This is a genomic window from Epilithonimonas zeae (assembly GCF_900141765.1).
In the GTDB taxonomy this organism is placed as follows: domain Bacteria; phylum Bacteroidota; class Bacteroidia; order Flavobacteriales; family Weeksellaceae; genus Epilithonimonas; species Epilithonimonas zeae.
In genome coordinates this window covers 833,948-857,411 of the sequence record NZ_FSRK01000002.1, presented here as the reverse complement: position 1 = coordinate 857,411, position 23,464 = coordinate 833,948, and the positions used below count along the sequence as shown (strand labels likewise).

Below are 23,464 nucleotides of genomic sequence, written 5' to 3'. Positions count from 1 at the left end.
GAAAGAGAGGTCGCAGACTCATAGATAATTTCTTTAATTATATTTTTATTATGCCGTGTTAGCACTGATTTGTCTCTCAAAAATATAATTATGAATTTCCTTATGCGAAAAAAGTATAGAATTTTTTCTGATATAATTCTACACTAAAATTCAATAAAATTCTGATTTACAATATTCTTAATTTGTAAAATAACATTTTTGAGTTCATAAAAAACAAGCCAAAATAAGTACTCTTTTGCGGCATTCATTCCACATCAATGTTGTATTTCAGAAGAAGATATTGTATTGATAAATTAATTTTCAAATTGTCTGTGCTGTTTTTATCTTTAAAAAAACAGGTCTAAAAGATTAAAGCACTATTGGCAAACAAAAACTCCATTGATTACAATGGAGTTTTTGTTTTTAAATGGATATATCTTGTCTTAATTAATATATCTTTTCGCAAACCATTTGTCTAGAAAATCTATACTAAGATTTAAACTATGATAATTCTCTTTTATGGCTGCATTAGTAAAAATGCCTCGTTTGCCATAGCCATATCCTACATTCAAAATGATTTTGTTCATCGGAATTCCTAATCCAACCATTGCTTCCATTTTATTGATTTCACGGTTATTAACTTTAAAATACCCTGTGTCGTAATTGAGTCCAACTCGATAAATTAAATTCTCTGAAAGAATCTGACTGTTTTTTCTTTGCGGAAGAAGCTCAAAACCTAAACCATAGACTTGCTGCCTGTAGTATTTTTCGTTTGTAACTGTGTTTTTAACTTCATTCCAATTGCTCTGCGTAAAATCAAAACTGAATCTATATCTGTCGTTTTTCAAAATACTTACTCCAACTCCCATTTCTAGAGGAAGTGTAGAATCTTTTGAAGTTAACTTTGTTGTGATACTATTGTTATAATCTCTGTTTTCTGTATAAACAGCTTCTCCTTTTGCATTTAAATTACTTTTGAAATTAATGATAGCTCCCAAAGTCAACTGAAGTCTTTCTTTTTGAAAATATTTATTGAATTGAGTTCCCAAACCATAACTAAAGCCAGTATATCTTATATTCCGACTAATTTCGAGTTCAGAATTGGTAGTAATGATTTCTTTGCGGATAATAGTTCCAAAATTATTCTTCGCTTTCCCTCCAATACTCCAGTTGTTATCAATCTTATAACCTAAAGTAACACCGAGATTGGTAATTCCGCCACTTCCTTCATAAGTAATGGGATAAGTACCAGAAGTTCCTTCTACTGGGATTGTAGAAACAAATTTATATTCTGTAGAAGTAGATGGCTGGACACCTGCTCCTACAGAAAATCTATTGCTAATCCTCATAGCCAAACCAAGATTGGTAAAATTTCCGTTAATTCTTCTGTCTTTTCCTTGATTACTGGAAATCGTATTACTTTTCAGTAAACCGCTGACATCAAAAATCACATTCTGCATCCCTATTGTTGTAATAGATGCCGGATTTTTTGAATTAATATAATCTGGTGATTCTAAAGCAATACCCGTATTTCCTAAAGCAATATTCCTTGCATTATCTACATTATTCATCGTTCCAATGCCGAAATAAGAATAGGGAGAAGATTCTTGTGCCAATGCTTTTTGCATAACAATAATTGCAAGAAACATCAATATTTTAATATTCTGATTCATAAAATTCTGAATTAATAACCTAACATATAAAGTTTAAGTTTTGCCGGATTGGTATTGTTCTTTTGGCTTCCAAACACGACTTTACCAGAGAGGACATCCAGATAAGAAGATGGATAAATCAGAACATTATAATTGGAATCTGAAGTTTCTGACAGGATATTATTGACATAACTGAGCATATCCAAACTATAACCATAATCATTTTGAAACTCACTTTCATCGGATAGGCTAACTTGAATTTCTGTAGTTCCATCAGTTTGTAAAAAAGTGGAAGCTATATTATTCTTTTTATCTCCGAGGTAATAATAAAGTGGGCTCGGGTTATAAAAATTTTTAGAATAATATCCAGCAACAGGACTCAAAGCAAGATTGGCACTGATAATTTTATAATTGTTATAAAGGCTTTTCAGACTTTTCAGATAAGGAATCTCAACTTTAGTATAAACACCAATTCCTGCCATCAGATAAGTTTTATTTCCCAGATTTTTAGCTTCGATGGGATTTATAGGACTTAGATTAGCCAATTCTGAACCTGAAAAATCACTTTGGATTTTGTTGTAGGAATAAGATGTACTCGGATTGATATCTAATGTATATTTTACTTCTTCTGTTCCGTTAACTGAAGCTGTATGATAATATAGTCTGACTGTATTTGATACTTTTTCTTTAGTTGTTTTACTAATCTGAACCTGATAAGAAGAATTAATCCCAAAACGCAGCATTGCATTATTATCAGAAGACGGAACCAATGCTAAACCTTTATAAAAATTAAGAAAATATTCCTGGCTGCTTGCATCCTTACTTTTTAATAGATTAAAGATTCCAAGACCGTAAGATTGATCCAACCTGATCTTAACAAAACTACTGTCTGTATTAGGTCTTGGAAGAAATTCTGCACTTCCTATTGAAGTAGAGGAATATTTGAAATAACTGTTATTATAAAGATAACCATTATTAAGTTTGATTCTATTCTCCAACGGATGAACATCCATCTTGAAGGTTTTGAGCGTATCTCCATAATAGAAATCATTATTCGTTAGATACATTACTATAGAATCAAAAACAACATTGGTCGTTGTCGCCAAAGAATAACTGGACGGCGTGAGTTCAAAAAGAGAAGCAGACGTTACTTTTCCAAATGTATTATCTTTGATATTCCCCACCAACATTGCGCTTTTCCCTGATGTAATCACAGAATCCTTCATTATAGTTGACATTTTCAGCGTGAGCGTATCTATCATAACTACTTTGGACTGGGCAGACACCAAGGAGTTTCCTACTTCATAAGTGTTACTTTCTCTTTCACAGGAATAGAGAAGGAGAATTGTAACACACAACAAGACATATTTGTACATTTTTTTCTGTAAACATACGGGCGTGCAAGCTAGGGCTAAAATTTTTTCTTCCTTTCACTGTTAGTTTTCGACAAGTCGTGATTTTATATAGACCAATTTGATTTTAAATTAAAATTCAAAAAGCATCGAAACAATAAATGAGTTTAACGATAAAAAATGCACGTTCGTCTAAAAAATTTTCAAATATCCTGAGAATGAAATTCATTTGCATCAAAAAATAAGAATGGACAAAAGACTTTCGGTTTTAATCCTTGCTCTTGCAGGGATATTTTTATTATCAAGTTGCAAAAATGATGATGATGATGAGTTGGTAGGAAATTGGGTAAGGGTTTCAGATTTAGACGGTAAACCACGTTCCAATGCTTCTGCGTTTGTGGTAAATGGCAAAGGATATTTAACCGGAGGTTACGATGGCGAATATTATTATAATGATCTGTGGAGCTACAATCCGGATGCTAATTCCTGGACTCAGAAAGCAGATTTCCCTGGTGTGAAAAGAAGTTCTGCAGTTGGTTTCGCAACCACTTCTTATGGCTATGTAGGGACAGGATACGATGGTCTCAACAAGTTAAGTGATTTTTACAAATACGATCCTTCTTCTAATTCTTGGGCGCAGATTGCAGATTTTCCTGGAACTGGTCGATACGCAGCTTTAGCTTTTGGAGTAGGAAGTAAAGGTTTTGTAGGAACAGGATACGATGGAAGTGAGTTGAAAGATTTTTATAAATATGACGAGGCAACATCCAGCTGGAGCAGCATTGTAAGTTTAGGAGGATCTAAAAGAAGAGACGGGGCAGCTTTCGTTATTAACGGGATTGCTTACGTAGGATTCGGAACCAATAACAACAGTCTTGTTGCAGATTTCTGGGCATTTGATCCATCGGCAGAAACCTGGACTAGAAAAGCAGACACGAGCAACGATGATGACACTCAAAACAGAGCTTCTACTGCAGCTTTTTCAGCTAACGGATTGGGCTATGTTTCCACAGGTTCTGTAAGTGGTGTTACCAGCTCCACTTGGGAATATAATCCTTCTACAGACGATTGGACAGAAAGATCAGCCTTCGAAGGTTCTTCCAGAGAAAGTGCTTGTGCATTCTCATTCGGAACTTATGGTTATGTTTTGACAGGCAACAGCGGCTCTTCTTACTTTGATGATATCTGGGTTCTACATCCAAACGAAACACAAAACGATGATGACTAAAACTTTGTGGAAATCGATGCTTTTTTCCGGAATATGTTTAATAACATGTCAGAAAAAAAGCAATCCAATTGACATCAAAATCACTCAACAAAAGGCAGGTTATGGTTATCAAATCATCAAAAACAAGAAAACCTTTATAGATCAGCCTTATATACCGGCAATAGCTGGCGAACAGGTTTTCAAAGACAGCTTACAGGCTATGAAAACCGCCAGTCTTGTGGTACAAAAAATAGAAAACTCATCCATTCCTCGGATTTCGGTAGATGAACTGGACTCAATGAAGATTGAATACGAAATCCAAAAATTTCACTAAGCAATAATTCCTTCAATTCTGATATTGGAGGAATTTTGCGGTTAAAAAAAGAATTTAAATACTTGTTATGAAAACGTTTCTGAAACGCTTACAAACGACCTACATCTATCATTGGATTATCTGGATAATTCTTATCGTTTTCAAATTGATAATGGATTATTCTGTCTTTGGGAATTTTCTGTTTCTAATCAATCTGCAGATTTTTGTGGCAGCCATTTTTTTATTTTATCTCAATTATTATTGGTCATTGCCTTATATTATCAAACAAGAACCAAAGACCATTTTTATCATCGTGATTTTGTTTTTTGTGATATACATTGGATTGACTATTTTATTTTTTCCACCAATGCATCGTCCGCCTTTTCCGCCAAAAGGTTTCCCAAGACCGGAAAGAATGATGCATAAAAGACTGAATCTCCACGACATCTTTTTCAAAATCGGATTGTTTTCAATCATTTTCAGCACATTATTATTCTTTGTTGACAAATGGATGGAAAATCAGAAAATGATAAAAGCTTTGGAATTTGAAAGACAATCCAGCGAACTGAAGATCCTGAGAGAACAAATCAATCCTCATTTTTTCTTCAATGCGTTGAACAGTATTTATTCTCTATCAATTACGCAATCCAAGGATACTCCGAGAGTGATTTTGGTTTTATCTGATATTATGCGTTATGTTCTGAATGATAAAAACGGGCAGAAAAATAATCTGAATGACGAAATCATCAATATCAAAAAATACATCGAAATTCAGTCGATTCGGTTTAACAAATTCAATAATATCAATTGGCAATTCTATGGCAACTTCGAGGCTTATAAAATTGAACCTTTATTGCTTCTGACTTTCATAGAAAATGCTTTCAAATATGCAGATTTTGGAAAAGGTCCTGTTGATATCAAAGTTTATTTGAAAGATCACATTTTGGACTTCAATGTCAAAAATTTCTACGAGAACAAACCGAGTGACAGAACAGATAATAATCAGCTTGGTATCAAGAATACAAAAATGAAACTCGATTTGCTTTATCCTGAAAAATATCAATTGGATATTGATGATAATGGCTCCGAGTACAAAATCAGTTTAAAACTTCAATTAAATTAAATATGAATTGTATAATAGTAGATGATGAAGAATTGGCTCATCACGTGATTGAGGAATATATCTCCAGAATCCCTTTTCTGAATCTTGTAGCGAATTGTTACGACATCCAAGAAACCATCAATGTGTTGCAAAATAACACTGTTGATTTGATTTTTTTGGATATCAATCTTCCGAACATTTCCGGACTAGAATTTCTGAAAAGCTTTAACAAACTCCCAAATGTGATTATTACAACGGCTTATGACAATTGCGCCATCCAAGGTTTTGAGATGGATGTGATTGATTATCTTCTGAAGCCTTTTTCTTTCGAGAGATTTCTGAAGGCGACTTACAAGTGTTTTAATCTTTATAATAACAAAAGAATCCTGCAGGAAACGAGTAATGCTTTGAAAGAATCTTTCATCTTCGTAAGATCCAATAATGAAGATGTGAAACTGAATCTGGATGAAATTATGAGAATCAATGCGCTGAAAGATTACATTGTGATTTATACTCATAACAGAAAACTGATTGTACATCAAACAATGAAATCAATCATGGAAAAGATGAATTTTGATAATTTCATCCGAGTCCATAATTCGCATATTATTTCACTTCAACATTTGCAAAGTGTGGGCAAAAACAGCTTAACTATTGGCAACGAAAGAATCCCGGTGAGTGAAAAGTACAAAACCTATCTGTCAGGAATTATTGAAAGATATAAATAAATTAATCAAGCTTGTGAATTTTATTTCAGAATCAATTTCAGTAATCGGATTATAAATTTTATATTCACGGTCTTAAAAAAATTCATAAAAATGAGTGTTCACATTAGTGCTAAAAAAGGAGAAATCGCAAAGACGGTTTTGATGCCCGGCGATCCACTTAGAGCAAAATATATTGCTGATAACTTTTTGACCGACGCCAAACTGGTAAGTCAAACAAGAAATATCTATTTCTACACAGGAAATTATAAAGGTAAAGAAATTACTGTTGGCGCAAGCGGAATGGGATTCCCAAGTATCGGGATATATTCTTTCGAATTATTTACAGAATATGAGGTTGAAACTATTATCAGAATCGGAACTTGTGGTGCTTATTCCACAGATTTGAAGTTATTCGACATCCTGAATGTAGAAAATGCAGCAAGTGAAAGTACTTATGCCAAATTTGCTTGGGGAATAGAAGAAGATGCCATTTCTAACCAAGGAAGTGCTTTTGATAAAATCAATGAAACGGCAAAAGAATTAGGTCTTGAAGCGAAAGCAACAAACATCCACTCCAGCGATATCTTCTACAGAGAAGATCCTGCTGTTCCGGAAATTGCAGTGAGACACAATTGTCCTGCAGTAGAAATGGAAGCTTTTGCGCTTTTTGCTAACGCAAAACATCTTGGCAAAAATGCAGCAACGATTTTAACTGTTTCTGACATCATCCCAACACATGAGCAAATCTCTGCTGACCAAAGAGAAAAAGCATTGAGAACAATGATGGAATTATCTCTTGAAACGGCTATTAAATATTAATCAATTTCATATTAGAAATAAAAAAGCTTCTGAAAATTCAGAAGCTTTTTTTATGATTAATAATCGAAAAATTATTTCTTAATAACTTTTACAGAATTACTTTCTGTTTCAGAAACTACTTTCAGAACATAAGTTCCATTCGTTAATTGACTCATATCCAGAGAAGCATTTTTTGCATTGCTCACATTGAATCTTTGAACCAATTGTCCTGCAACATTATAAATCTCAACATTCTTCAGGTTAGAATTATTCTTATTCTGAATCGTTACAAATCCTGAAGTCGGGTTAGGATAAACACTGATTGAGTTTTGTTTCTGAGCATCTTCTACCGCAAGTAGAGAACTACAGTTATAAACGTAGATTTCGTCTAAGTACCAGCCTTCGATCCCGTTGCAGCCATCTGTTCCCAGTTCAAATCTAAATTTGATATTAGAGCCGGAAACAACACCGATTTTAGAAAGATCAATCACACTTTGTCCCCAACTTCCACCAAGAGAACCACCATCTGTTCCTGTGAACGCTCTTTGCCCTTTCAGTGGATTATCACTTTGAGAAGTTCCGTCTAAGACACTGTTGTAACCATTCTGTGTGAAAGCAGTTATTGGAAGAAGTGTCCAGTTTCCACCGTTCAAGCTATACTTAATGTTTCCACCGTCCCAGGTAGATTCTGTTGCTACATAATGATTGAAAGCCATTTCATATTTCCCAGTTGAGAAGGTCGGAATGGTAATTGTTGGACTTTCCAGACGTAGAATTCCGTTTTGTAGATTAGATGCACAATCTCCATTGATTGGATCAACTGCGAAAATTGCTTTACCTGCTCTATTTTTCGGCAAATCACTTTTTACTGTCCAGTCTCTGGCTTCCCAAGTCGATGCTTTTGTAGGAATATTTGTGACTGTCCAGTTTCCTAATCCATTTTCCCAATCTTCTTTGAACAAAGGATTAGAAGTTGCCACAGCGCAAAGATCTGGAACAGGTTTCAAAAGAGGCTGATAATTACATTGAGTAGCCGGAGAAGATCTCAATTGTACAGCAAGAATTCCGTTCTTAATATTTTGAATATCTGCAGAAGTGAATGACTGTCCGCTTAAACCTGCAGGAGTAGTTGTAGTAGACAATCCTTGCAAATTAACGCCTATCAAGTCATTAACAGAAGCTTCTAATGCATCTGCAAAATTGGCAAAATCACTTGTTGCCGTCAAATAATTCTTCTGAGCTCTCCACCAGAGATGAGCTGCTTTCACAAACCCGATTCCTGTGATTGTATAACCATTGTAAGTTCCACCATCTACAAGAAGCGCATACAAGTGATTGGTAGGTCCTGAGTTGGTATGTACCCCTCCATTATCTGCCGATCCACAGTAATAGTAGTTTGCATCCAACACTTTTGCAGGTTGACTATTACAATTGGGATTCCACATATCGCGGATAGCTCCACCAAAAGATGTCGCATCTTCTCCCATTTTCCAACGAAGAGAGCCTGAGCAAGAAGCAGTAGTTCTTACACTAAGATTCTCACCTTCGTCCATATAATTATTAAACAAATCAATGGTTTCTCCCCAAACATCGGAGTAAGACTCATTTAATGCGCCTGACTGATATTGGTAAATCAATCCACTTGTATATTCAGTATAAGCGTGTCCCCATTCGTGTGCAATCACATCATCCGTTGCAGTTCCGTCACAATATCCAGCGTAAGTTCCGTTCCATCTTGCGTTAGGACAAGATATCGTAGGATCGTTATTGACAGTAATCATCGTGTGATCTGCTGCATCATAAGAAACATATCCAAAAGCATTTTTGAAGAAATTATAAACGTGTTCAGATGTTATAACCTCATTTTGCTGCCAGCTGCTGAGTGTTCCAGGAAGAGCATCTCCTTCTTTCCACTTCAGATTAGAAGAATTGGTATTGGTTTCATAAAGTTTCCTATCGATAGGGTGAATTCCAGTAAACTGCTCTACCAATTCGCCTGTATGAGCATTGATGAAAAGAAATTCTCTCACATCTTTTTTGTTCGTAACCTCAATTTCGTATGCCAAATATGGTGTTACAATACCGCCTTGAGCAAGATTTTTTGGAAAAATCAAAAGCTTGGTTTTCAAAGCTTCTAAAGGTGTATTGGATTGATTCAGATCTTGCTTAGACACAATATCTTTTGCAATACTTTCAGCTTCTACCAAAGAAATATCAGGTGTAGAACTAACTTTGATATTAGATAATGCATTACCATTAATAGATGTTAATTCTTCTTTGCCATTAAAATGGAATTTAAGAACACCATCATAAACAGGCACACCTTGATGTTGCTGCATATAAATTACATTCTTCAAACCGTAATTGTCGGTCGTTTCTTCTACAAAAACCAAATCATTTGCCGACTTCAAATTGAAAGCTTTGAAGTTGTTGGCAAGGAATTCTGCAGCTTTTGCTTTTGCCCCAGAAGATTTCAGCTGAAGCGCTTTGGAATCGTTGAAAAGAATAAAATTAGGGTTTGAGGTGCTGTTACTGATTGTAACGTTGGCATTGGTTTGCTTTTTAAGTTGAGCCAATTCTTTGGATTCTTGGGAAAATCCGCAGACATAAGCTAAAGCAAGTGCCAGAGTAAAAGTTTTCTTCATATTAAATTTAATTGCTGACAAATATATACAATATCTACAGCATATTAATCAATAAAACACAAAGAAAACTAACAAACGTTATTAAAAACTCAACCCCGAAACATTCATTTGCAATTGCGCCTTGGTGTCGATAACAATCGTAATATATTTTTCAGATAAAAGGAATTGAGTTGGTTTCAAGTCGAGAACTTGTCCTTGTAATTTGATGCCTTTTACATATTCTTTATTGAAGTTTTCCGTGAGACTTTTTCTGGAAGTATTTTCGATATCAAGAAGCGGAATACCATAATCTTTTTCAATCATTCTTCTGATTTTGCCTTCGAACAAAACAGTCAAAGCTTTTTGGAAAAAGTTTTTTGTTTTAAGTTTAAAATCTGTGACTTTCAGTTTTATTTTATGCTCATCTGCGCTGTAAAAAGGTTTTCCTTTGATGAAAGCAGTTCCGTTCACTTCGCCGGTTGTATGCGCTTCGATTACGATATTTTCTTTTTCCTGATAAACGGAGATATCGGTAATCTTCACCTTTTTGTCTTCGCTGCTCATTGCAAATTCTTTATCCTGGAATTGTTGCTTTGCCAGCCTTGTTGCTTCATCAAAACTGATATTGGCAGTCGTCTGTAGATTGAAGATATTCTGAAGATTGGGGTTTAAAATGAAATTCGGAACAGAAACCGCATCTCTTGTCGCCAAAGGAATTTGCCCGACATAAGTTTCCGAATACAAATCAATTCCAATCGTCGTTTTGATTTTGTCCTGAAAGACCTGGAGTGGCGCCATATAGGTATTTTGTGGCGAAATCTTTAACCAAGTATTATATTCCTCAGAAACATTAATCGGTTTTGAAAACTGATTCCAAGCCATCAACAAATAAGGCTGAAGATTGAATTTCGTTTTAATCTGCTGATCAATAATTGTGGTAAACTTTCCTTGCTGCTCTTTCAATGTGGACTCAATAAAAGATGCAATAGGGATTTTTACTTTGCCATAATCTAAAACCGGCTTCTGAGTCCACACAAAACCAGCAGTCGTTGTTTTTGTATCGAGTTTCCAATCTGCCGTTGCCGTCAAACTGGTAATGAAATTCATTATCAAATTAAAATTCGTGTCTTTGTATAAATAAACTCCAAGAGTTCCGTAACCTTTTTCCGCCCATATTTTCAAAGGAACAGAAATCATTAATCTGTTATTCGTCAAAGCTTTTATCGCGATATTCCCTTGTTTTTCTACTTTTACTTTGAACTGATCATTATTGTTATCAGCATAAGATTGATCTTCATACAAAACGCCTTTTACAGACTGATTGATGAGATTATTGATCTCTGAAATTGGGAGCGAAACGGGAAGTGTGATATTAGATTTGATTTTTGGTAAGGTATAAATCGGATTTTCTGCTTGAGAAAATGCAATGAAACTTACCAGTAAAAAATATGTGGATGCGAATTTTCGAATTAGACTCATAAATGTTTTTAATAAAATTTAAAAACGTAAAATTAATGGTTTTATTGATGAGAAAAACAAAAGAGAGCAAGGAAATCTTACTCTCTTTTATTAATTTTCGTTGATATTTTAATCGAAAAAACGACCTTCGGCAGGCCCGATGGATAGCCCATTTGAGGAGTATCTCAAAAACGCACGTATCTTTCATATAAAATGTATTTGCGTTTTTTTAAACCTGCGGTGGCTTCTGAATTAGATTAAAGCTTAGTAAAAATAATAGCTACTCCTCCACTTCTTGCTAAATCAACGGACAGAATAGTTTTGCTGTCTACTTCTTTTTCTTCGATGATAACTGGATAAGGATTCTTTTCATAATCTGCACCTTTTCCGTCTCGGAAAATCTTCGCTTTATATTTCTTACCAGCATCTAAAAACTTCAAATCTAGTTTTACGGTTCTTGCATCTTTGTTGGTAATGCTCCCTAAGAACCAATTTTCAGACGCTTTATCTTTTCTTGCAATGGTTACAAAATCACCAATTTTTGCATCAGGAACTACAGTTTTGCTCCAATCCGTAGGACAATTTGTGATGAATTCAAAAGCTGGATTGTTTTCATAGTTTTCAATCATATCAGACGCCATCTGCAACGGACTGTAAATGACAACAGACAAAGCCAATTGCTTAGCCAAAGTCGTGTGCACTTTTGTATTCGGCAACACAGGATTAGTGAAATTGAAAGTCCCTGGCGTGAAATCAATCGGACCAGCCAAACCTCTTGTGAAAGGAATAATCGTCGTATGTTCCGGAGGGTTACCTCCATCTTTTGACCAAGCATCCCATTCTTGTCCGCGAACACCTTCCTGCGTCATTAGATTAGGTAAAGTTCTTTGCAAACCAGTTGGCATAACAGGTTCGTGATTATCAATCATAATTTTGTGCTTAGCTGCTTCCTCAATGACTTTTCTGTAATGACGAACACCGTACTGACTGCTGTGAGGTTGTTTACCATCTAGTTTTCCACCAACGTAACCGGTTTTCACGACATCAACACCATATTTCTTGTAGTAAGCAAATGCATCACTCATTTGGCTTTCGTAATTAACAGTATTACCAGCAGTTTCGTGGTGACCAATTAACGTCACATTTTTGGACTTAGCATAATCCGTTATTTTCTTGATATCAAAGTCCGGATAAGGTTCAGAGAATTTGAAGTCTTTCCAATCTTCCCAACCTTTGTTCCAGCCTTCCACTAAAACTCCGGAAAAATTGTGCTTAGCTGCAAAATCGATATATCTCAAGACGTTTTCAGTTTTCGCACCGTGGTTTGGTCCCGCTTTCCAAGTGTACTTTTCCATATGGATGGCCCACCAGATTCCGATATATCTTCCTGGTTTAATCCAGGAAACATCACCTAATTTATTTGGTTCATTAAGGTTTAACATTAATCTTGAAAGCATCAGATCACCGGCAGATTTCGCAATAATCATTGTTTTCCAAGGTGTAACTGAAGGTGCTTTTGCAAAAACTTTTTCTCCGGTTGCCCACGGTGTGAGATATGCTTTCAGTTTGGTTGAGGTTTTATCTCCGGCAAGATTCATCATTGCATAATCGGTTAAATTTGCTTGATGAACAGTTAAGAATAGTCCACTCTTGGTTTCCATTGTCAAAGGTGTTGCAACAGTATCCAATTTGGAAATAGGATTGGACTTGAACAAACCTTCGTAGAATTCTGTATTGTAAGGAATCGACCAGGTTTTATGGTCATCAGCAAAATTAAATTCTGTCAGCTCATCCATAATGACAAATTCCTTCAGATTTTTTTGCTTTGGAAACTCGTATCTGAAACCAAATCCATCATCAAACACTCTGAAATTAATAACAAACTCTCTTGCTAATTTTGAGTTTTCTTTGACAGAGACTTTCATTTCATTGTAATGATTTCTCACATCAATTTCTTCGCCCCAAGGTTGCTGCCAGGTTTCATCAAACTTAGAGTGAGAGATGTTCTTGACTGAAAAATTATCTTTAAGAGAACTTTCTTTCAATTCAAAGCCGAGATAAGAATCATTCAGAATAGATTTCCCATCCTTGGAAACTTTGTAAAACACTTTACCTTGATTGGTCCCAAATTCTAATGTAATGCTTCCGTCCGGAGATTTGACAATGTCATTTTTAAGATTTTGTGCATCTACTGTTGGAGAGAATCCAAACAGTAAGATAACGACAGATAAGATCTTGAGAAAATCTCTGCAGTTTACTTTCATTAATAATATTTTAAGGTTGTATATATTTACAAAAATAAACTTTTGAAACCAGTATGCACAAAAAAACCACCTCGAAGTGAGGTGGTTTTATATTTAAAAACTTAGAATTCTTATTCTTCAGTTTTTTCTTCTGTAGCAGTTTCAGCAGCAGGAGTTTCTTCAACTTTAGCTTCTGTAGCTTCAACAGTTGCAGCAGCCTTAGGCGCAGCAGTAGATCTTCTACTTCTTCTAGTTGTTTTCTTCTCTTCTGCATTTGGATTGTAGATATCGTTGAAATCTACCAATTCAATCATTGCCATATCAGCAGAATCACCAGCTCTGAAGCCAGTTTTAATGATTCTTGTGTAACCACCATTTCTTTCAGCGATTTTTGGAGCTACAGTTCTGAACAATTCAGTAACAGCTTCTTTACTTTGTAGGTAAGAGAAAACTGTTCTTCTATTGTGCGTTGTATCTTCTTTAGCTTTAGTAAGGATTGGTTCCACGTAAACTCTTAAAGCTTTAGCTTTAGCAACAGTAGTGTTGATTCTTTTATGTTCAATTAGTGAACAAGCCATGTTAGAAAGCATTGCTTTTCTATGCGGAGCTGTTCTACCTAAGTGATTTATTTTTTTACCGTGTCTCATTTTAAGGATTATTTATCAGCGTCTAACTTATATTTTGCAACATCAAACCCGAAATTTAGTCCTTTTGAGTGAACCAATTCTTCAAGTTCTGTTAAAGATTTTTTACCAAAATTTCTGAATTTCATCAAATCAGACTTACTGAAAGAAACAAGCTCTCCAAGAGTTTCTACTTCAGCCGCTTTCAAACAGTTAAGGGCTCTTACAGAAAGATCCATATCTGCTAGTTTTGACTTAAGAAGTTGTCTTGTGTGAAGTGTTTCTTCGTCATATTGGATAGAAGCTTTTACAGCCTCCGTCTCTAGAGTGATTCTCTCATCTGAGAACAACATGAAGTGATAAATCAAAATCTTAGAAGCTTCTGTTAAAGCATTCTGAGGCGTGATAGATCCATCAGTTTCGATATCCAATACCAATTTTTCGTAGTCTGTTTTTTGCTCTACACGATAATTTTCGATACTGTACTGTACTTTCTTGATAGGTGTAAAGATAGAGTCAATAGCAATAGTCCCAACAGGAGCATTGTTTGATTTGTTCTGATCACTCGGAACATATCCTCTTCCTTTTTCTACGTTGAAAGTAATCTCAAACGTAACATCCTCAGCCAAAGTAGCAATTAACAAATCTGGATTAAGAACTTCAAAATTTACAATTGACTCTCCTAGATCTCCAGCTGTAACTACATTTTTACCAGAGATTTTTGCAGTTACCTGCTCAGTTCCTGGGTTTTCTGTCTTAGCTTTTAGACGAAGTTGTTTAAGATTAAGAATGATTTCCGTAACATCTTCAATCACTCCTGGTATAGTTGAAAACTCGTGCTCTACGCCTTCTATTTTGATAGATGAAATAGCATATCCTTCCAGAGAAGAAAGTAAAACTCTTCTCAATGCATTACCGATAGTAAGCCCGAAACCTGGTTCCAAAGGTCTGAATTCGAATTGTCCTTTAAAATCAGTTGAATTTAACAGGATTACTTTATCGGGTTTTATAAATGTTAAAATTGCCATAGTCTGGTTGAGCAAAAATTTGAAAAAATTATTATTTAGAGTATAATTCGACGATCAACTGTTCTTTGATATCTTCAGGAATCTGAATTCTCTCAGGTGCACTTGTGAAAGTACCAGTTTTTTTCTCGTCATTGAATTGTAACCACTCATAATTTGCTTTGTATGCTAAAGCGTTAGAAATTACTTCAAGAGATTTTGATTTCTCTCTCACTGCAATCTCGTCACCAGCTTTTAGCAAATAAGAAGGGATGTTAACTAGTTCTCCGTTCACAGTGATGTGTCTGTGAGAAACCAATTGTCTAGCAGCAGCTCTTGTTTTAGCAAAACCTAGTCTGTAAACAACGTTATCCAATCTTGACTCACAAAGTTGTAAAAGAACTTCACCTGTTACACCTTTGCTTCTATGAGCTTTATCAAAAAGGTTAGCGAATTGCTTTTCTAGAATACCATAAGTGTACTTAGCTTTTTGCTTTTCAGCTAGCTGAGTAGCGTATTCTGATTTTTTCGCACCTCTTCTTTTGTTAGGACCGTGTTGTCCTGGTGGTTGATTTTTTCTTCTTTCGAAGTTTTTATCGTCTCCGTAAATTGCCTGACCAAATTTTCTAGCAATTTTTGTTTTAGGTCCAATATATCTTGCCATAATGGGTAAATTCTAAAAATTAAACTCTTCTTCTTTTAGGTGGTCTACAACCGTTGTGAGGCATAGGCGTCACGTCAACGATTTCACTTACTTCGATTCCAGAATTGTGTAAAGTTCTGATTGCAGACTCTCTACCAGCACCTGGACCTTTTACAAACACCTTAACTCTTCTAAGACCAGCTTCGAAAGCTACTTGAGAACAGTTTTCTGCAGCCATTTGAGCTGCGAATGGAGTATTCTTTTTAGAACCTCTGAAACCCATTTTACCGGCAGAAGCCCAAGAGATAACTTCTCCTGCTTTATTTGTTAAAGAAATGATGATGTTATTGAAAGAAGCCTGAATATGCGCTTCACCAATAGCCTCAACTTTTACTTTTCTTTTTTTAACTACTTTAGTTTGTTTTGCCATAATTCCTAACGATTATTTACTTGCTTTTTTCTTGTTAGCAACTGTTTTTCTCTTTCCTTTACGGGTTCTAGAGTTGTTTTTCGTTCTCTGGCCTCTTAAAGGTAGTCCTAGTCTGTGACGTATTCCTCGTTGGCATCCTATGTCCATCAATCGCTTGATGTTCAATTGCACTTCAGAACGCAATTCTCCTTCAACTTTTACGTTGTCTGAGATATAACCTCTGATTGCAGCCAATTCATCGTCATTCCATTCGTTGACTTTCTTGTCTTCGCTGATTCCAGCGTTTTTCAAAATTTCTGAAGCAGTACTTCTTCCAACACCGTAGATGTAAGTAAGACCGATAACGCCTCTTTTGTTCTTTGGTAAATCAATACCTGAAATTCTCGCCATAATTTAATTGGTTCTTAACCTTGTCTTTGTTTAAATTTAGGGTTCTTTTTGTTGATTACGAAAAGCACGCCTTTTCTGCGTACAATTTTGCAATCAGCACTTCTTTTTTTGATAGATGCTCTAACCTTCATTTTGTTAATTTTAATATCTAAAAGTTATTCTCCCTTTAGTCAAGTCATAAGGAGAGAGTTCGAGTCTTACCTTGTCTCCAGGTAAGAGTTTTATATAATGCATTCTCATTTTACCAGAAATATGGGCAATTAAAACATGCCCATTCTCCAGCTCTACACGGAACTGCGCGTTGGAAAGTGCTTCCGTAATCACGCCGTCTTGTTCTATATGTTTCTGTTTAGCCATTTATTCTATTAAAGGTTTGATGATCTTGATAATTTAGATTGCATCAACCCATCATAATGATGGTTCAGCAGATATGTGTTAATTTGTTGAACGGTATCCAAGATAACTCCAACCATAATTAACAACGATGTCCCCCCAAAAAAGAGAGCAAATCTATCTGTCTGAACAAACGCTCCGTGCACTATTGCCGGAAGGACTGCAAAGATAGACAAAAATATTGCACCAGGCAAAGTTATTTTGGATAAAATATCATCCAAATAATCTGCCGTTTCTTTTCCAGGTCTAACCTTAGGAATAAGCCCACCATTACGCTTCAAATCATCAGCCATCTGATTTACAGGAATGGTAATTGCTGTATAGAAAAATGAGAAAATTATAATCAATAACGCAAACAATACGTTGTATTGCCAGCTAAAAACATTCTTGAAACCAGCCAAAAACGTATTTGATTCATCAACTTTCGTAAGTAATCCAGGAACAAACATTAATGCTTGTGCAAAGATGATTGGCATTACACCAGCGGCATTCACCTTCAATGGAATCCATTGTCTAGCACCTTCCATCAAGTTTCTGCTTACACCACCTCTTGCCTGAGCTCTACTTACATACTGGATTGGGATTTTTCTTACCGCTACAGATAATATGATAGCTAATAAAATTACCAATAACCAGAATACAATTTCTACTAAAATCATGATGCTTCCTAATCCACCTTTACCATTCTGTGTTAGAACTTCTTGGTAAAATGCAGTCGGAAGATCTGCAAGGATACCCACCATAATCAAAATAGAGATACCATTACCAATACCTTTGTCCGTAATTTTTTCTCCTAGCCACATTGCAAATACAGACCCTGCTACCAAAATAATGATACTTGGTAACCAGAACATCAGAGATGCCGGATCAACATAATATGCTGATGAAAACTGTGAATAAGGTAAAAAGAATTGCGTAACAGATGTCAAATATGATGGTGCCTGTACAAGACAAACCCCGATAGTCAACCATCTGGTAATTTGGTTCAAAGTATTTCTTCCACTTTCACCATCTTTCTGTAACTTTTGAAGATATGGAATAGCCATTCCCATCAACTGTACAATAATAGATGCCGAAATATATGGCATGATTCCCAATGCCATAATAGAGGCACGGCTAAAAGCTCCACCTGTGAAAGATGACAATAAACCCAAAAGGCCGGCCCCTTGTTGGTTCCCGCCTTGATTTTGGTAATGTTGTAATAAGTTTCCTACTTCCGCCGTGTTAATAGCAGGAAGAGAAACATAAGATGCGAATCTATACACAAGGACCAAAGAAAGCGTCAGGAGAATTTTATCCCTAAGCTCTTTTAGACTCCAAATGTTTTTAAGTGTTTGTATAAATTCTTTCATTAGTTATTAATTAAAGAGTAATTGCTTTACCTCCTGCTTTGTTGATTGCTTCTTCAGCAGACTTAGTAAACTTGTCAGCAGAGATAGAAACACCAGATTTCAAATCACCTCTTCCTAAGATTTTTACTAATTCGTTTTTAGATGCAAGACCGTTTTCTACCAAAACGTCTCTAGTGATATCACCTGTGATGTTTTTAGTATCGATCAAAGTTTGGATAGTATCAAGATTGATTGCTCTAAACTCTTTTCTATTAATATTTTTGAAACCAAATTTAGGTAGTCTTCTTTGCAAAGGCATCTGTCCACCTTCGAAACCGATTTTCTGAGAATAACCAGCTCTAGCCTTTTGACCTTTATGTCCTTTTGTTGAAGTACCACCGTATCCGCTTCCTTGGCCTCTACCAATTCTTTTTGTGCTGAATGTAGAACCAGCTGATGGTTTTAAATTATTTAAATTCATTGTTGTATTGTGAGATTATAGATTAAAAGATAAGAGACAAGAGACTGCTAAAATCGAGTCTCTTTTCTCTATGTCTATTGTTCTTATTTCTGAACTTCTAATAAGTGACTTACAGAAGCGATCATTCCTAAAATGGAAGGCGTAGCTTCGTGTTCTACAACTTGTTGAAGTCTCTTAAATCCTAGTGCTTCAAGTGTTCTTTTTTGAGTTTTAGAACGATTAATAGCACTTCTAACTAATTTTACTTTGATTGTTGCCATTGCTATATTGATTAACCGTTAAACACTTTACTTAGAGAAACACCTCTCATTCTTGCAATTTCTTCTGGTCTTCTGATATCCAACAATGCGTTGAAAGTAGCTTTCACAACATTGTGAGGGTTAGAAGAACCTTTGGATTTTGACAATACGTCGTGTACACCTGCAGACTCTAGTACCGCTCTTACAGCACCACCAGCGATAAGTCCTGTACCGTGAGAAGCTGGTCTCAAAAAGATATCAGCACCTCCGTATCTAGCAGAAGTTTGGTGAGGAATTGTGTGATTGATTACAGGAACTTTCACTAAGTTTTTCTTAGCATCTTCTACAGCTTTCGCGATAGCAGAAGCAACTTCCTTAGATTTACCAAGTCCGTAACCGATAACACCATCTTCGTTTCCTACAACAACAATTGCAGAAAATCCAAATGCCCTACCTCCTTTGGTTACTTTAGTTACTCTGTTAACAGCAACCAGACGATCTTTTAATTCTAATCCTCCAGGTTTAACTCTTTCTATATTACTATCTACCATGTTTTCTAGATTTTTAAAATTAGAATTTAAGACCTGCTTCTCTAGCACCGTCAGCAAGAGCTTTCACTCTACCATGATACACAAAACCATTTCTATCAAATACAACACTTTCGATACCTGCCGCTTTAGCTTTAGCTGCGATAGCTTTACCAACTGCTACAGATACTTCTACTTTCGTTCCTTTAGCGTCTACTCCTTTCTCTCTAGAAGAAGCAGATACTAATGTTTTACCGTCTTTGTCATCTACCAATTGAGCGTAGATTTCTTTATTACTTTTGAATACAGATAATCTTGGTAATTCTGCAGATCCGGAAATCTTCCCTCTTACTCTTCTTTTGATTCTGATTCGTTTTTCAACTTTTGTTAATGCCATTTTCTTAAATTTTATGCAGATTTACCGGCTTTTCTTCTAATGATTTCGCCCACGAATTTCACACCTTTTCCTTTGTAAGGCTCAGGTTTTCTGAAAGATCTGATCTTAGCAGCCACCATTCCAAGAAGTTGATTATCGTAAGAAGATAATGTAATGATCGGGTTTTTCCCTTTTTCTGTCAATGTATCCAAAGTCACTTCTTTTGGAAGCTCCAATACGATACCGTGAGAAAATCCAAGAGCCAATTCTAATCTTTGGCCATTGTGAGATGCTCTGTATCCAACTCCTACTAGCTCTAATTGCTTAGTGAAACCTGTAGAAGTACCAACAATCATATTGTTGATAAGCGCTCTGTATAAACCGTGAAGCGCTTTATGTTCTTTTGAGTCAGAAGGACGAGTGAACGTAAGTACACCGTCTTCTTGTGAGAAGCTGATTCCTCCTGTAAGCTCCTGAGATAATTCTCCTTTAGGACCTTTAACCGTTACAACACCTTCTTTCTCGGTAACTGTAACTCCAGCAGGAACTTCTATAATTGCTTTACCAATTCTTGACATTTTCCTTGTTTTAAAAAATTAATATACGTAGCAAATTACTTCACCTCCCACTTTCTCTTGTCTAGCTTTTTTATCAGTCATTACTCCTTTAGAAGTAGAGATGATAGCTATACCTAGCCCATTTAGTACTCTTGGAAGTTCCTCAGAACCTTTGTACTGACGAAGACCTGGTCTAGAAGCTCTTTGAATAGACTTGATAGCAGGTTTGTTTGTTTGCTTATCATACTTCAAAGCGATCTTGATAGCTCCTTGAACTGCATTATCCTCGAACTTGTAGTTCAAGATATAACCTTGGTCAAAAAGAATCTTAGTGATCTCTTTTTTGATTTTCGATGCAGGAATTTCCACCACTTTGTGGCCTGCGCTTTGTGCGTTCCTTACTCTTGTTAGGAAATCTGAAATTGGATCTGTTACCATTTCTTTGTTTTAAATTATTGGTTAATGACAACCAGTATTGAAAAGACTTGAAGATAGAGATATCAGAATCTGACATCTCTATCTTTAGTATCTCAACAACTTAATTGCCTCGATTTTTTTAATTGCTTACCAACTAGCTTTTTTAACTCCTGGGATAAGACCATTGTTAGCCATTTCACGGAAAGTTACTCTGGAAATACCGAATGTTCTCATGTATCCTCTTGGTCTTCCTGTTAGTTTACATCTGTTGTGTAATCTTACAGGAGAAGCATTTTTAGGCAATTTCTGTAATGCATCATAATCTCCAGCTTCTTTCAAAGCTTTTCTTTTTTCAGCATATTTAGCTACAGTAGCTTCTCTTTTGCGCTCACGCGCTTTCATTGATTCTTTAGCCATCTCTTAGTTCTTTTTGAAAGGTAAACCGAAGTGAGTTAATAATGATTTTGCTTCTTTATCAGTTTTCGCAGTTGTTACGAAAGTGATGTCCATCCCTTGGATTTTTTTCACTTTGTCAATCACGATCTCTGGGAAGATAATCTGCTCAGTAATACCTAAGTTGTAATTACCTCTTCCGTCAAATCCTTCAGCTTTGATTCCAGAAAAATCTCTAATTCTTGGAAGTGCAGAAGAAGTTAATCTATCTAAGAATTCATACATTTTATCAGCTCTTAGAGTTACTCTAGCTCCGATTGGCATACCTTTTCTTAGTTTGAAAGCAGCCTCATCTTTTTTAGATAGAGTACCTACTGCTTTTTGTCCAGTGATAGCAGTCAATTCTTCTACAGCATAGTCCACGATTTTTTTATCTTGAACAGCTGCACCAAGTCCTTGGCTTACAACGATTTTCTCCAATTTAGGAACCTGCATAACAGATTTGTACCCAAATTCTTCCATCATTGCAGGAACAATTTTCTCTTTATATTGTTGTTTTGGTCTTACTATATATTCCATCGTAATTTAATTATAAAGTTTCACCGGTAGTTTTAGCTACTCTTACTTTTTTATCTCCGTCTACTTTGTAACCTGCTTTAGTAGCTTTACCGTTTTTGTCAACTAGTGCTACGTTTGAGATATGTAAAGAAGCTTCTTTTTCTACAATTCCACCTTGAGGGTTAGAAGCAGATGGCTTAACGTGTTTTTTCACGATGTTTACACCAGCAACTACTACTCTTGGATCTTTACCTTCTTTTTTGATTACTTCAAGAACTTCACCTTTACTACCTTTATTTTTTCCAGTAGTAACTAGTACATTGTCTCCTCTTTTTATTTTAACTTTTGTCATTTTCTTAAAATTTTAAAATTAAAGTACTTCAGGAGCTAATGAAATTACTTTCATATATTCTTTATCTCTCAACTCACGAGCAACTGGTCCGAAAACACGAGTTCCTCTCATTTCACCAGCAGCGTTTAGAAGTACGCAAGCATTGTCTTCGAATTTGATGTAAGATCCATCTTTTCTTCTAACTGCCTTTTTAGTTCTTACTACAACTGCTTTAGAAACTTGTCCTTTTTTTGCATTACCTGATGGTGTAGAATCTTTGATAGTTACAACGATTTTATCACCAACTGAAGCATATCTTCTTCTAGTACCACCTAGAACTCTGATCACTAGTACTTCTTTTGCACCTGTATTATCAGCAACTTTTAGTCTTGATTCGGTTTGTAACATTATTTAGCTTTTTCTATGATTCTTACTAATCTCCATCTTTTGCTCTTGCTCAAAGGTCTAGTTTCAGTGATTAAAACTGTATCTCCTTCTGTGCACTCATTGTTCTCATCGTGTGCAGTATATTTTTTCGTTTTCAAAACGAATTTACCGTACATTGGATGTTTTACTCTGGTAGTTTCACTAACAACAATAGTTTTTTCCATTTTATTGCTGGAAACTATTCCAATACGTTCTTTTCTTAAATTTCTGTCCATTGTAAAAAGGAATTATTGTTTGTTAGTTAACTCTGTGTTAAGTCTTGCAATCGTTTTTCTCAAATCTCTGATCTGAATTGGATTTTCAACTGGGCTAATTCTGTGAGCTAATTTCAATTTTGAATAGTTAGCTTTAGCTTCAGCCAATTGTACGTTGATATCCTCTACGCTTAAATTCTTGATGTCAGCTTTTTTCATTTTAATAGAGATTATTGAGGTTTAACGAAATCGTTTGCAACTACGAACTTAGTAACGATTGGTAACTTCTGAGCAGCAAGCCTAAGAGCTTCTTTTGCAACTTCGTAAGGTACACCACCAAGTTCGAACATTATTTTACCAGGTTTTACTACAGCTACCCAATATTCTACAGCTCCTTTACCTTTACCCATACGTACTTCCGCTGGTTTTTTGGTAATAGGTTTGTCTGGGAAAATTTTGATCCATAGTTGACCTTCTCTTTTCATATATCTTGTAGCAGCAATACGAGCTGCTTCAATTTGTCTTGCAGTAACCCAAGCTCCCTCAGTCGCTTTGATTCCGAATGTTCCGTATGCAAGTTGATTACCTCTTTGAGCAATCCCCTTCATTTTCATCTTATGAACTCTACGGAATTTGGTTCTTTTTGGTTGTAACATAATTTCTTAAATTTTAGATTTTAGAATTTAGATTTTAAA

The 23,464-nt window shown here is 35.6% G+C and carries 31 protein-coding genes; 5 read left to right on the top strand and 26 right to left on the bottom strand.

The annotated features are described in order from the left end of the window. Nucleotides 1–422: 422 nt before the first annotated feature. Nucleotides 423–1,652 carry an OmpP1/FadL family transporter gene (locus tag BUR19_RS15720; protein ID WP_074236376.1) on the bottom strand — a complete coding sequence of 410 codons (1,230 nt, stop codon included), beginning with the start codon at nucleotides 1,650–1,652 and terminating at the stop codon, nucleotides 423–425. A gap of 11 nt (nucleotides 1,653–1,663) precedes the next feature. Then, nucleotides 1,664–3,007 carry a DUF4270 family protein gene (locus tag BUR19_RS15715; RefSeq protein ID WP_074236375.1) on the bottom strand — a complete coding sequence of 448 codons (1,344 nt, stop codon included), beginning with the start codon at nucleotides 3,005–3,007 and terminating at the stop codon, nucleotides 1,664–1,666. Nucleotides 3,008–3,230: 223 nt separating this feature from the next. Here BUR19_RS15715 and BUR19_RS15710 point away from each other — a divergent pair, with 223 nt between their 5' ends. The 5 genes from BUR19_RS15710 (at nucleotide 3,231) to deoD (ending at nucleotide 7,131) form a co-directional block, all read left to right on the top strand. Then, a complete protein-coding gene (locus BUR19_RS15710) occupies nucleotides 3,231–4,211 on the top strand; it encodes a Kelch repeat-containing protein (RefSeq protein WP_074236374.1) in 981 nt (326 codons plus the stop codon). Further along, nucleotides 4,201–4,524, top strand: coding sequence for a DUF4907 domain-containing protein (locus BUR19_RS15705; RefSeq protein ID WP_175565921.1), 324 nt, complete (start codon nucleotides 4,201–4,203; stop codon nucleotides 4,522–4,524). Before BUR19_RS15710 ends, BUR19_RS15705 begins: the two co-directional genes overlap by 11 nt. Nucleotides 4,525–4,591: 67 nt before the next feature. Next, nucleotides 4,592–5,626, top strand: coding sequence for a sensor histidine kinase (locus BUR19_RS15700; RefSeq protein WP_074236372.1), 1,035 nt, complete (start codon nucleotides 4,592–4,594; stop codon nucleotides 5,624–5,626). 2 nt (nucleotides 5,627–5,628) lie between these two features. Beyond that, complete coding sequence (locus BUR19_RS15695) at nucleotides 5,629–6,333, top strand: LytR/AlgR family response regulator transcription factor (RefSeq protein ID WP_074236371.1); 705 nt, start codon at nucleotides 5,629–5,631, stop codon at nucleotides 6,331–6,333. 90 nt (nucleotides 6,334–6,423) lie between these two features. Further along, nucleotides 6,424–7,131, top strand: a complete 708-nt coding sequence (gene deoD / locus BUR19_RS15690; RefSeq protein ID WP_074236370.1) for a purine-nucleoside phosphorylase — start codon at nucleotides 6,424–6,426, stop codon at nucleotides 7,129–7,131. Nucleotides 7,132–7,202: 71 nt separating this feature from the next. On the opposite strand, the gene BUR19_RS15685 is transcribed toward deoD, so the two are convergent. The 24 genes from BUR19_RS15685 to rplP all read right to left on the bottom strand — a co-directional run bounded on the left by BUR19_RS15685 (nucleotide 7,203) and on the right by rplP (nucleotide 23,425). Then, nucleotides 7,203–9,755, bottom strand: coding sequence for a M4 family metallopeptidase (locus BUR19_RS15685; RefSeq protein ID WP_074236369.1), 2,553 nt, complete (start codon nucleotides 9,753–9,755; stop codon nucleotides 7,203–7,205). Nucleotides 9,756–9,836: 81 nt separating this feature from the next. Then, nucleotides 9,837–11,213 carry a DUF4403 family protein gene (locus tag BUR19_RS15680; RefSeq protein ID WP_074236368.1) on the bottom strand — a complete coding sequence of 459 codons (1,377 nt, stop codon included), beginning with the start codon at nucleotides 11,211–11,213 and terminating at the stop codon, nucleotides 9,837–9,839. 236 nt (nucleotides 11,214–11,449) lie between these two features. Further along, entirely contained in the window at nucleotides 11,450–13,456 is a 2,007-nt protein-coding gene (locus tag BUR19_RS15675; RefSeq protein ID WP_074236367.1) for a glycoside hydrolase family 97 protein, read from the bottom strand. Nucleotides 13,457–13,566: 110 nt separating this feature from the next. Then, on the bottom strand, nucleotides 13,567–14,082 hold the full coding sequence (rplQ, locus tag BUR19_RS15670) for a 50S ribosomal protein L17 (protein WP_074236366.1): 516 nt from the start codon (nucleotides 14,080–14,082) through the stop codon (nucleotides 13,567–13,569). An 8-nt stretch (nucleotides 14,083–14,090) separates the two neighbouring features. Continuing rightward, the gene (locus BUR19_RS15665; RefSeq protein WP_074236365.1) at nucleotides 14,091–15,086 is read right to left on the bottom strand and encodes a DNA-directed RNA polymerase subunit alpha; all 996 of its coding nucleotides are present in this window, start codon (nucleotides 15,084–15,086) and stop codon (nucleotides 14,091–14,093) included. Nucleotides 15,087–15,117: 31 nt separating this feature from the next. Next, on the bottom strand, nucleotides 15,118–15,726 hold the full coding sequence (gene rpsD, locus BUR19_RS15660; protein WP_074236364.1) for a 30S ribosomal protein S4: 609 nt from the start codon (nucleotides 15,724–15,726) through the stop codon (nucleotides 15,118–15,120). A 19-nt stretch (nucleotides 15,727–15,745) separates the two neighbouring features. Further along, on the bottom strand, nucleotides 15,746–16,135 hold the full coding sequence (gene rpsK, locus BUR19_RS15655; RefSeq protein WP_027383298.1) for a 30S ribosomal protein S11: 390 nt from the start codon (nucleotides 16,133–16,135) through the stop codon (nucleotides 15,746–15,748). A 12-nt stretch (nucleotides 16,136–16,147) separates the two neighbouring features. Next, nucleotides 16,148–16,525, bottom strand: coding sequence for a 30S ribosomal protein S13 (rpsM, locus tag BUR19_RS15650; RefSeq protein ID WP_074236363.1), 378 nt, complete (start codon nucleotides 16,523–16,525; stop codon nucleotides 16,148–16,150). A gap of 14 nt (nucleotides 16,526–16,539) precedes the next feature. Beyond that, nucleotides 16,540–16,656: a 50S ribosomal protein L36 gene (gene rpmJ / locus BUR19_RS15645; protein WP_007839480.1), complete on the bottom strand. Its 117-nt coding sequence runs from the start codon at nucleotides 16,654–16,656 to the stop codon at nucleotides 16,540–16,542. Nucleotides 16,657–16,666: 10 nt separating this feature from the next. Further along, entirely contained in the window at nucleotides 16,667–16,882 is a 216-nt protein-coding gene (gene infA / locus BUR19_RS15640) for a translation initiation factor IF-1 (protein WP_027383300.1), read from the bottom strand. 8 nt (nucleotides 16,883–16,890) lie between these two features. Continuing rightward, nucleotides 16,891–18,270 (bottom strand): preprotein translocase subunit SecY, encoded by a 1,380-nt coding sequence (secY, locus tag BUR19_RS15635; RefSeq protein WP_074236362.1) that lies wholly within the window; start codon nucleotides 18,268–18,270, stop codon nucleotides 16,891–16,893. A gap of 10 nt (nucleotides 18,271–18,280) precedes the next feature. Next, complete coding sequence (gene rplO / locus BUR19_RS15630; protein ID WP_074236361.1) at nucleotides 18,281–18,730, bottom strand: 50S ribosomal protein L15; 450 nt, start codon at nucleotides 18,728–18,730, stop codon at nucleotides 18,281–18,283. Between the two features lie 83 nt (nucleotides 18,731–18,813). After that, entirely contained in the window at nucleotides 18,814–18,990 is a 177-nt protein-coding gene (rpmD, locus tag BUR19_RS15625; protein ID WP_027383303.1) for a 50S ribosomal protein L30, read from the bottom strand. 11 nt (nucleotides 18,991–19,001) lie between these two features. Further along, nucleotides 19,002–19,520 (bottom strand): 30S ribosomal protein S5, encoded by a 519-nt coding sequence (gene rpsE / locus BUR19_RS15620; RefSeq protein ID WP_074236360.1) that lies wholly within the window; start codon nucleotides 19,518–19,520, stop codon nucleotides 19,002–19,004. Between the two features lie 19 nt (nucleotides 19,521–19,539). Next, a complete protein-coding gene (rplR, locus tag BUR19_RS15615) occupies nucleotides 19,540–19,893 on the bottom strand; it encodes a 50S ribosomal protein L18 (RefSeq protein WP_074236359.1) in 354 nt (117 codons plus the stop codon). 11 nt (nucleotides 19,894–19,904) lie between these two features. Further along, entirely contained in the window at nucleotides 19,905–20,450 is a 546-nt protein-coding gene (rplF, locus tag BUR19_RS15610) for a 50S ribosomal protein L6 (protein WP_074236358.1), read from the bottom strand. 18 nt (nucleotides 20,451–20,468) lie between these two features. Beyond that, nucleotides 20,469–20,867: a 30S ribosomal protein S8 gene (gene rpsH, locus BUR19_RS15605; RefSeq protein ID WP_074236357.1), complete on the bottom strand. Its 399-nt coding sequence runs from the start codon at nucleotides 20,865–20,867 to the stop codon at nucleotides 20,469–20,471. Nucleotides 20,868–20,993: 126 nt separating this feature from the next. After that, the gene (gene rpsN, locus BUR19_RS15600; protein WP_034962852.1) at nucleotides 20,994–21,263 is read right to left on the bottom strand and encodes a 30S ribosomal protein S14; all 270 of its coding nucleotides are present in this window, start codon (nucleotides 21,261–21,263) and stop codon (nucleotides 20,994–20,996) included. 3 nt (nucleotides 21,264–21,266) lie between these two features. Beyond that, entirely contained in the window at nucleotides 21,267–21,818 is a 552-nt protein-coding gene (gene rplE, locus BUR19_RS15595; protein ID WP_074236356.1) for a 50S ribosomal protein L5, read from the bottom strand. A gap of 10 nt (nucleotides 21,819–21,828) precedes the next feature. Further along, nucleotides 21,829–22,149: a 50S ribosomal protein L24 gene (gene rplX / locus BUR19_RS15590; protein ID WP_074236355.1), complete on the bottom strand. Its 321-nt coding sequence runs from the start codon at nucleotides 22,147–22,149 to the stop codon at nucleotides 21,829–21,831. An 18-nt stretch (nucleotides 22,150–22,167) separates the two neighbouring features. Continuing rightward, nucleotides 22,168–22,536 (bottom strand): 50S ribosomal protein L14, encoded by a 369-nt coding sequence (gene rplN / locus BUR19_RS15585; RefSeq protein WP_027383311.1) that lies wholly within the window; start codon nucleotides 22,534–22,536, stop codon nucleotides 22,168–22,170. Beyond that, on the bottom strand, nucleotides 22,536–22,790 hold the full coding sequence (rpsQ, locus tag BUR19_RS15580) for a 30S ribosomal protein S17 (protein WP_015806738.1): 255 nt from the start codon (nucleotides 22,788–22,790) through the stop codon (nucleotides 22,536–22,538). The genes rplN and rpsQ overlap by 1 nt, the downstream gene beginning before the upstream one ends. A gap of 12 nt (nucleotides 22,791–22,802) precedes the next feature. Further along, nucleotides 22,803–22,988, bottom strand: coding sequence for a 50S ribosomal protein L29 (gene rpmC, locus BUR19_RS15575; RefSeq protein ID WP_074236354.1), 186 nt, complete (start codon nucleotides 22,986–22,988; stop codon nucleotides 22,803–22,805). 11 nt (nucleotides 22,989–22,999) lie between these two features. Beyond that, nucleotides 23,000–23,425, bottom strand: a complete 426-nt coding sequence (gene rplP / locus BUR19_RS15570) for a 50S ribosomal protein L16 (protein ID WP_074236353.1) — start codon at nucleotides 23,423–23,425, stop codon at nucleotides 23,000–23,002. Nucleotides 23,426–23,464 lie beyond the last annotated feature (39 nt).

What these genes read in the sequence shown, in the direction of transcription:
- BUR19_RS15720 (WP_074236376.1), bottom strand. Translation starts at nt 1,652, where the DNA reads ATGAATCAGAATATTAAAATATTGATGTTTCTTGCAATTATTGTTATG.
- BUR19_RS15715 (WP_074236375.1), bottom strand. Translation starts at nt 3,007, where the DNA reads ATGTACAAATATGTCTTGTTGTGTGTTACAATTCTCCTTCTCTATTCC.
- BUR19_RS15710 (WP_074236374.1), top strand. Translation starts at nt 3,231, where the DNA reads ATGGACAAAAGACTTTCGGTTTTAATCCTTGCTCTTGCAGGGATATTT.
- BUR19_RS15705 (WP_175565921.1), top strand. Translation starts at nt 4,201, where the DNA reads ATGATGACTAAAACTTTGTGGAAATCGATGCTTTTTTCCGGAATATGT.
- BUR19_RS15700 (WP_074236372.1), top strand. Translation starts at nt 4,592, where the DNA reads ATGAAAACGTTTCTGAAACGCTTACAAACGACCTACATCTATCATTGG.
- BUR19_RS15695 (WP_074236371.1), top strand. Translation starts at nt 5,629, where the DNA reads ATGAATTGTATAATAGTAGATGATGAAGAATTGGCTCATCACGTGATT.
- deoD (WP_074236370.1), top strand. Translation starts at nt 6,424, where the DNA reads ATGAGTGTTCACATTAGTGCTAAAAAAGGAGAAATCGCAAAGACGGTT.
- BUR19_RS15685 (WP_074236369.1), bottom strand. Translation starts at nt 9,755, where the DNA reads ATGAAGAAAACTTTTACTCTGGCACTTGCTTTAGCTTATGTCTGCGGA.
- BUR19_RS15680 (WP_074236368.1), bottom strand. Translation starts at nt 11,213, where the DNA reads ATGAGTCTAATTCGAAAATTCGCATCCACATATTTTTTACTGGTAAGT.
- BUR19_RS15675 (WP_074236367.1), bottom strand. Translation starts at nt 13,456, where the DNA reads ATGAAAGTAAACTGCAGAGATTTTCTCAAGATCTTATCTGTCGTTATC.
- rplQ (WP_074236366.1), bottom strand. Translation starts at nt 14,082, where the DNA reads ATGAGACACGGTAAAAAAATAAATCACTTAGGTAGAACAGCTCCGCAT.
- BUR19_RS15665 (WP_074236365.1), bottom strand. Translation starts at nt 15,086, where the DNA reads ATGGCAATTTTAACATTTATAAAACCCGATAAAGTAATCCTGTTAAAT.
- rpsD (WP_074236364.1), bottom strand. Translation starts at nt 15,726, where the DNA reads ATGGCAAGATATATTGGACCTAAAACAAAAATTGCTAGAAAATTTGGT.
- rpsK (WP_027383298.1), bottom strand. Translation starts at nt 16,135, where the DNA reads ATGGCAAAACAAACTAAAGTAGTTAAAAAAAGAAAAGTAAAAGTTGAG.
- rpsM (WP_074236363.1), bottom strand. Translation starts at nt 16,525, where the DNA reads ATGGCGAGAATTTCAGGTATTGATTTACCAAAGAACAAAAGAGGCGTT.
- rpmJ (WP_007839480.1), bottom strand. Translation starts at nt 16,656, where the DNA reads ATGAAGGTTAGAGCATCTATCAAAAAAAGAAGTGCTGATTGCAAAATT.
- infA (WP_027383300.1), bottom strand. Translation starts at nt 16,882, where the DNA reads ATGGCTAAACAGAAACATATAGAACAAGACGGCGTGATTACGGAAGCA.
- secY (WP_074236362.1), bottom strand. Translation starts at nt 18,270, where the DNA reads ATGAAAGAATTTATACAAACACTTAAAAACATTTGGAGTCTAAAAGAG.
- rplO (WP_074236361.1), bottom strand. Translation starts at nt 18,730, where the DNA reads ATGAATTTAAATAATTTAAAACCATCAGCTGGTTCTACATTCAGCACA.
- rpmD (WP_027383303.1), bottom strand. Translation starts at nt 18,990, where the DNA reads ATGGCAACAATCAAAGTAAAATTAGTTAGAAGTGCTATTAATCGTTCT.
- rpsE (WP_074236360.1), bottom strand. Translation starts at nt 19,520, where the DNA reads ATGGTAGATAGTAATATAGAAAGAGTTAAACCTGGAGGATTAGAATTA.
- rplR (WP_074236359.1), bottom strand. Translation starts at nt 19,893, where the DNA reads ATGGCATTAACAAAAGTTGAAAAACGAATCAGAATCAAAAGAAGAGTA.
- rplF (WP_074236358.1), bottom strand. Translation starts at nt 20,450, where the DNA reads ATGTCAAGAATTGGTAAAGCAATTATAGAAGTTCCTGCTGGAGTTACA.
- rpsH (WP_074236357.1), bottom strand. Translation starts at nt 20,867, where the DNA reads ATGGTAACAGATCCAATTTCAGATTTCCTAACAAGAGTAAGGAACGCA.
- rpsN (WP_034962852.1), bottom strand. Translation starts at nt 21,263, where the DNA reads ATGGCTAAAGAATCAATGAAAGCGCGTGAGCGCAAAAGAGAAGCTACT.
- rplE (WP_074236356.1), bottom strand. Translation starts at nt 21,818, where the DNA reads ATGGAATATATAGTAAGACCAAAACAACAATATAAAGAGAAAATTGTT.
- rplX (WP_074236355.1), bottom strand. Translation starts at nt 22,149, where the DNA reads ATGACAAAAGTTAAAATAAAAAGAGGAGACAATGTACTAGTTACTACT.
- rplN (WP_027383311.1), bottom strand. Translation starts at nt 22,536, where the DNA reads ATGTTACAAACCGAATCAAGACTAAAAGTTGCTGATAATACAGGTGCA.
- rpsQ (WP_015806738.1), bottom strand. Translation starts at nt 22,790, where the DNA reads ATGGACAGAAATTTAAGAAAAGAACGTATTGGAATAGTTTCCAGCAAT.
- rpmC (WP_074236354.1), bottom strand. Translation starts at nt 22,988, where the DNA reads ATGAAAAAAGCTGACATCAAGAATTTAAGCGTAGAGGATATCAACGTA.
- rplP (WP_074236353.1), bottom strand. Translation starts at nt 23,425, where the DNA reads ATGTTACAACCAAAAAGAACCAAATTCCGTAGAGTTCATAAGATGAAA.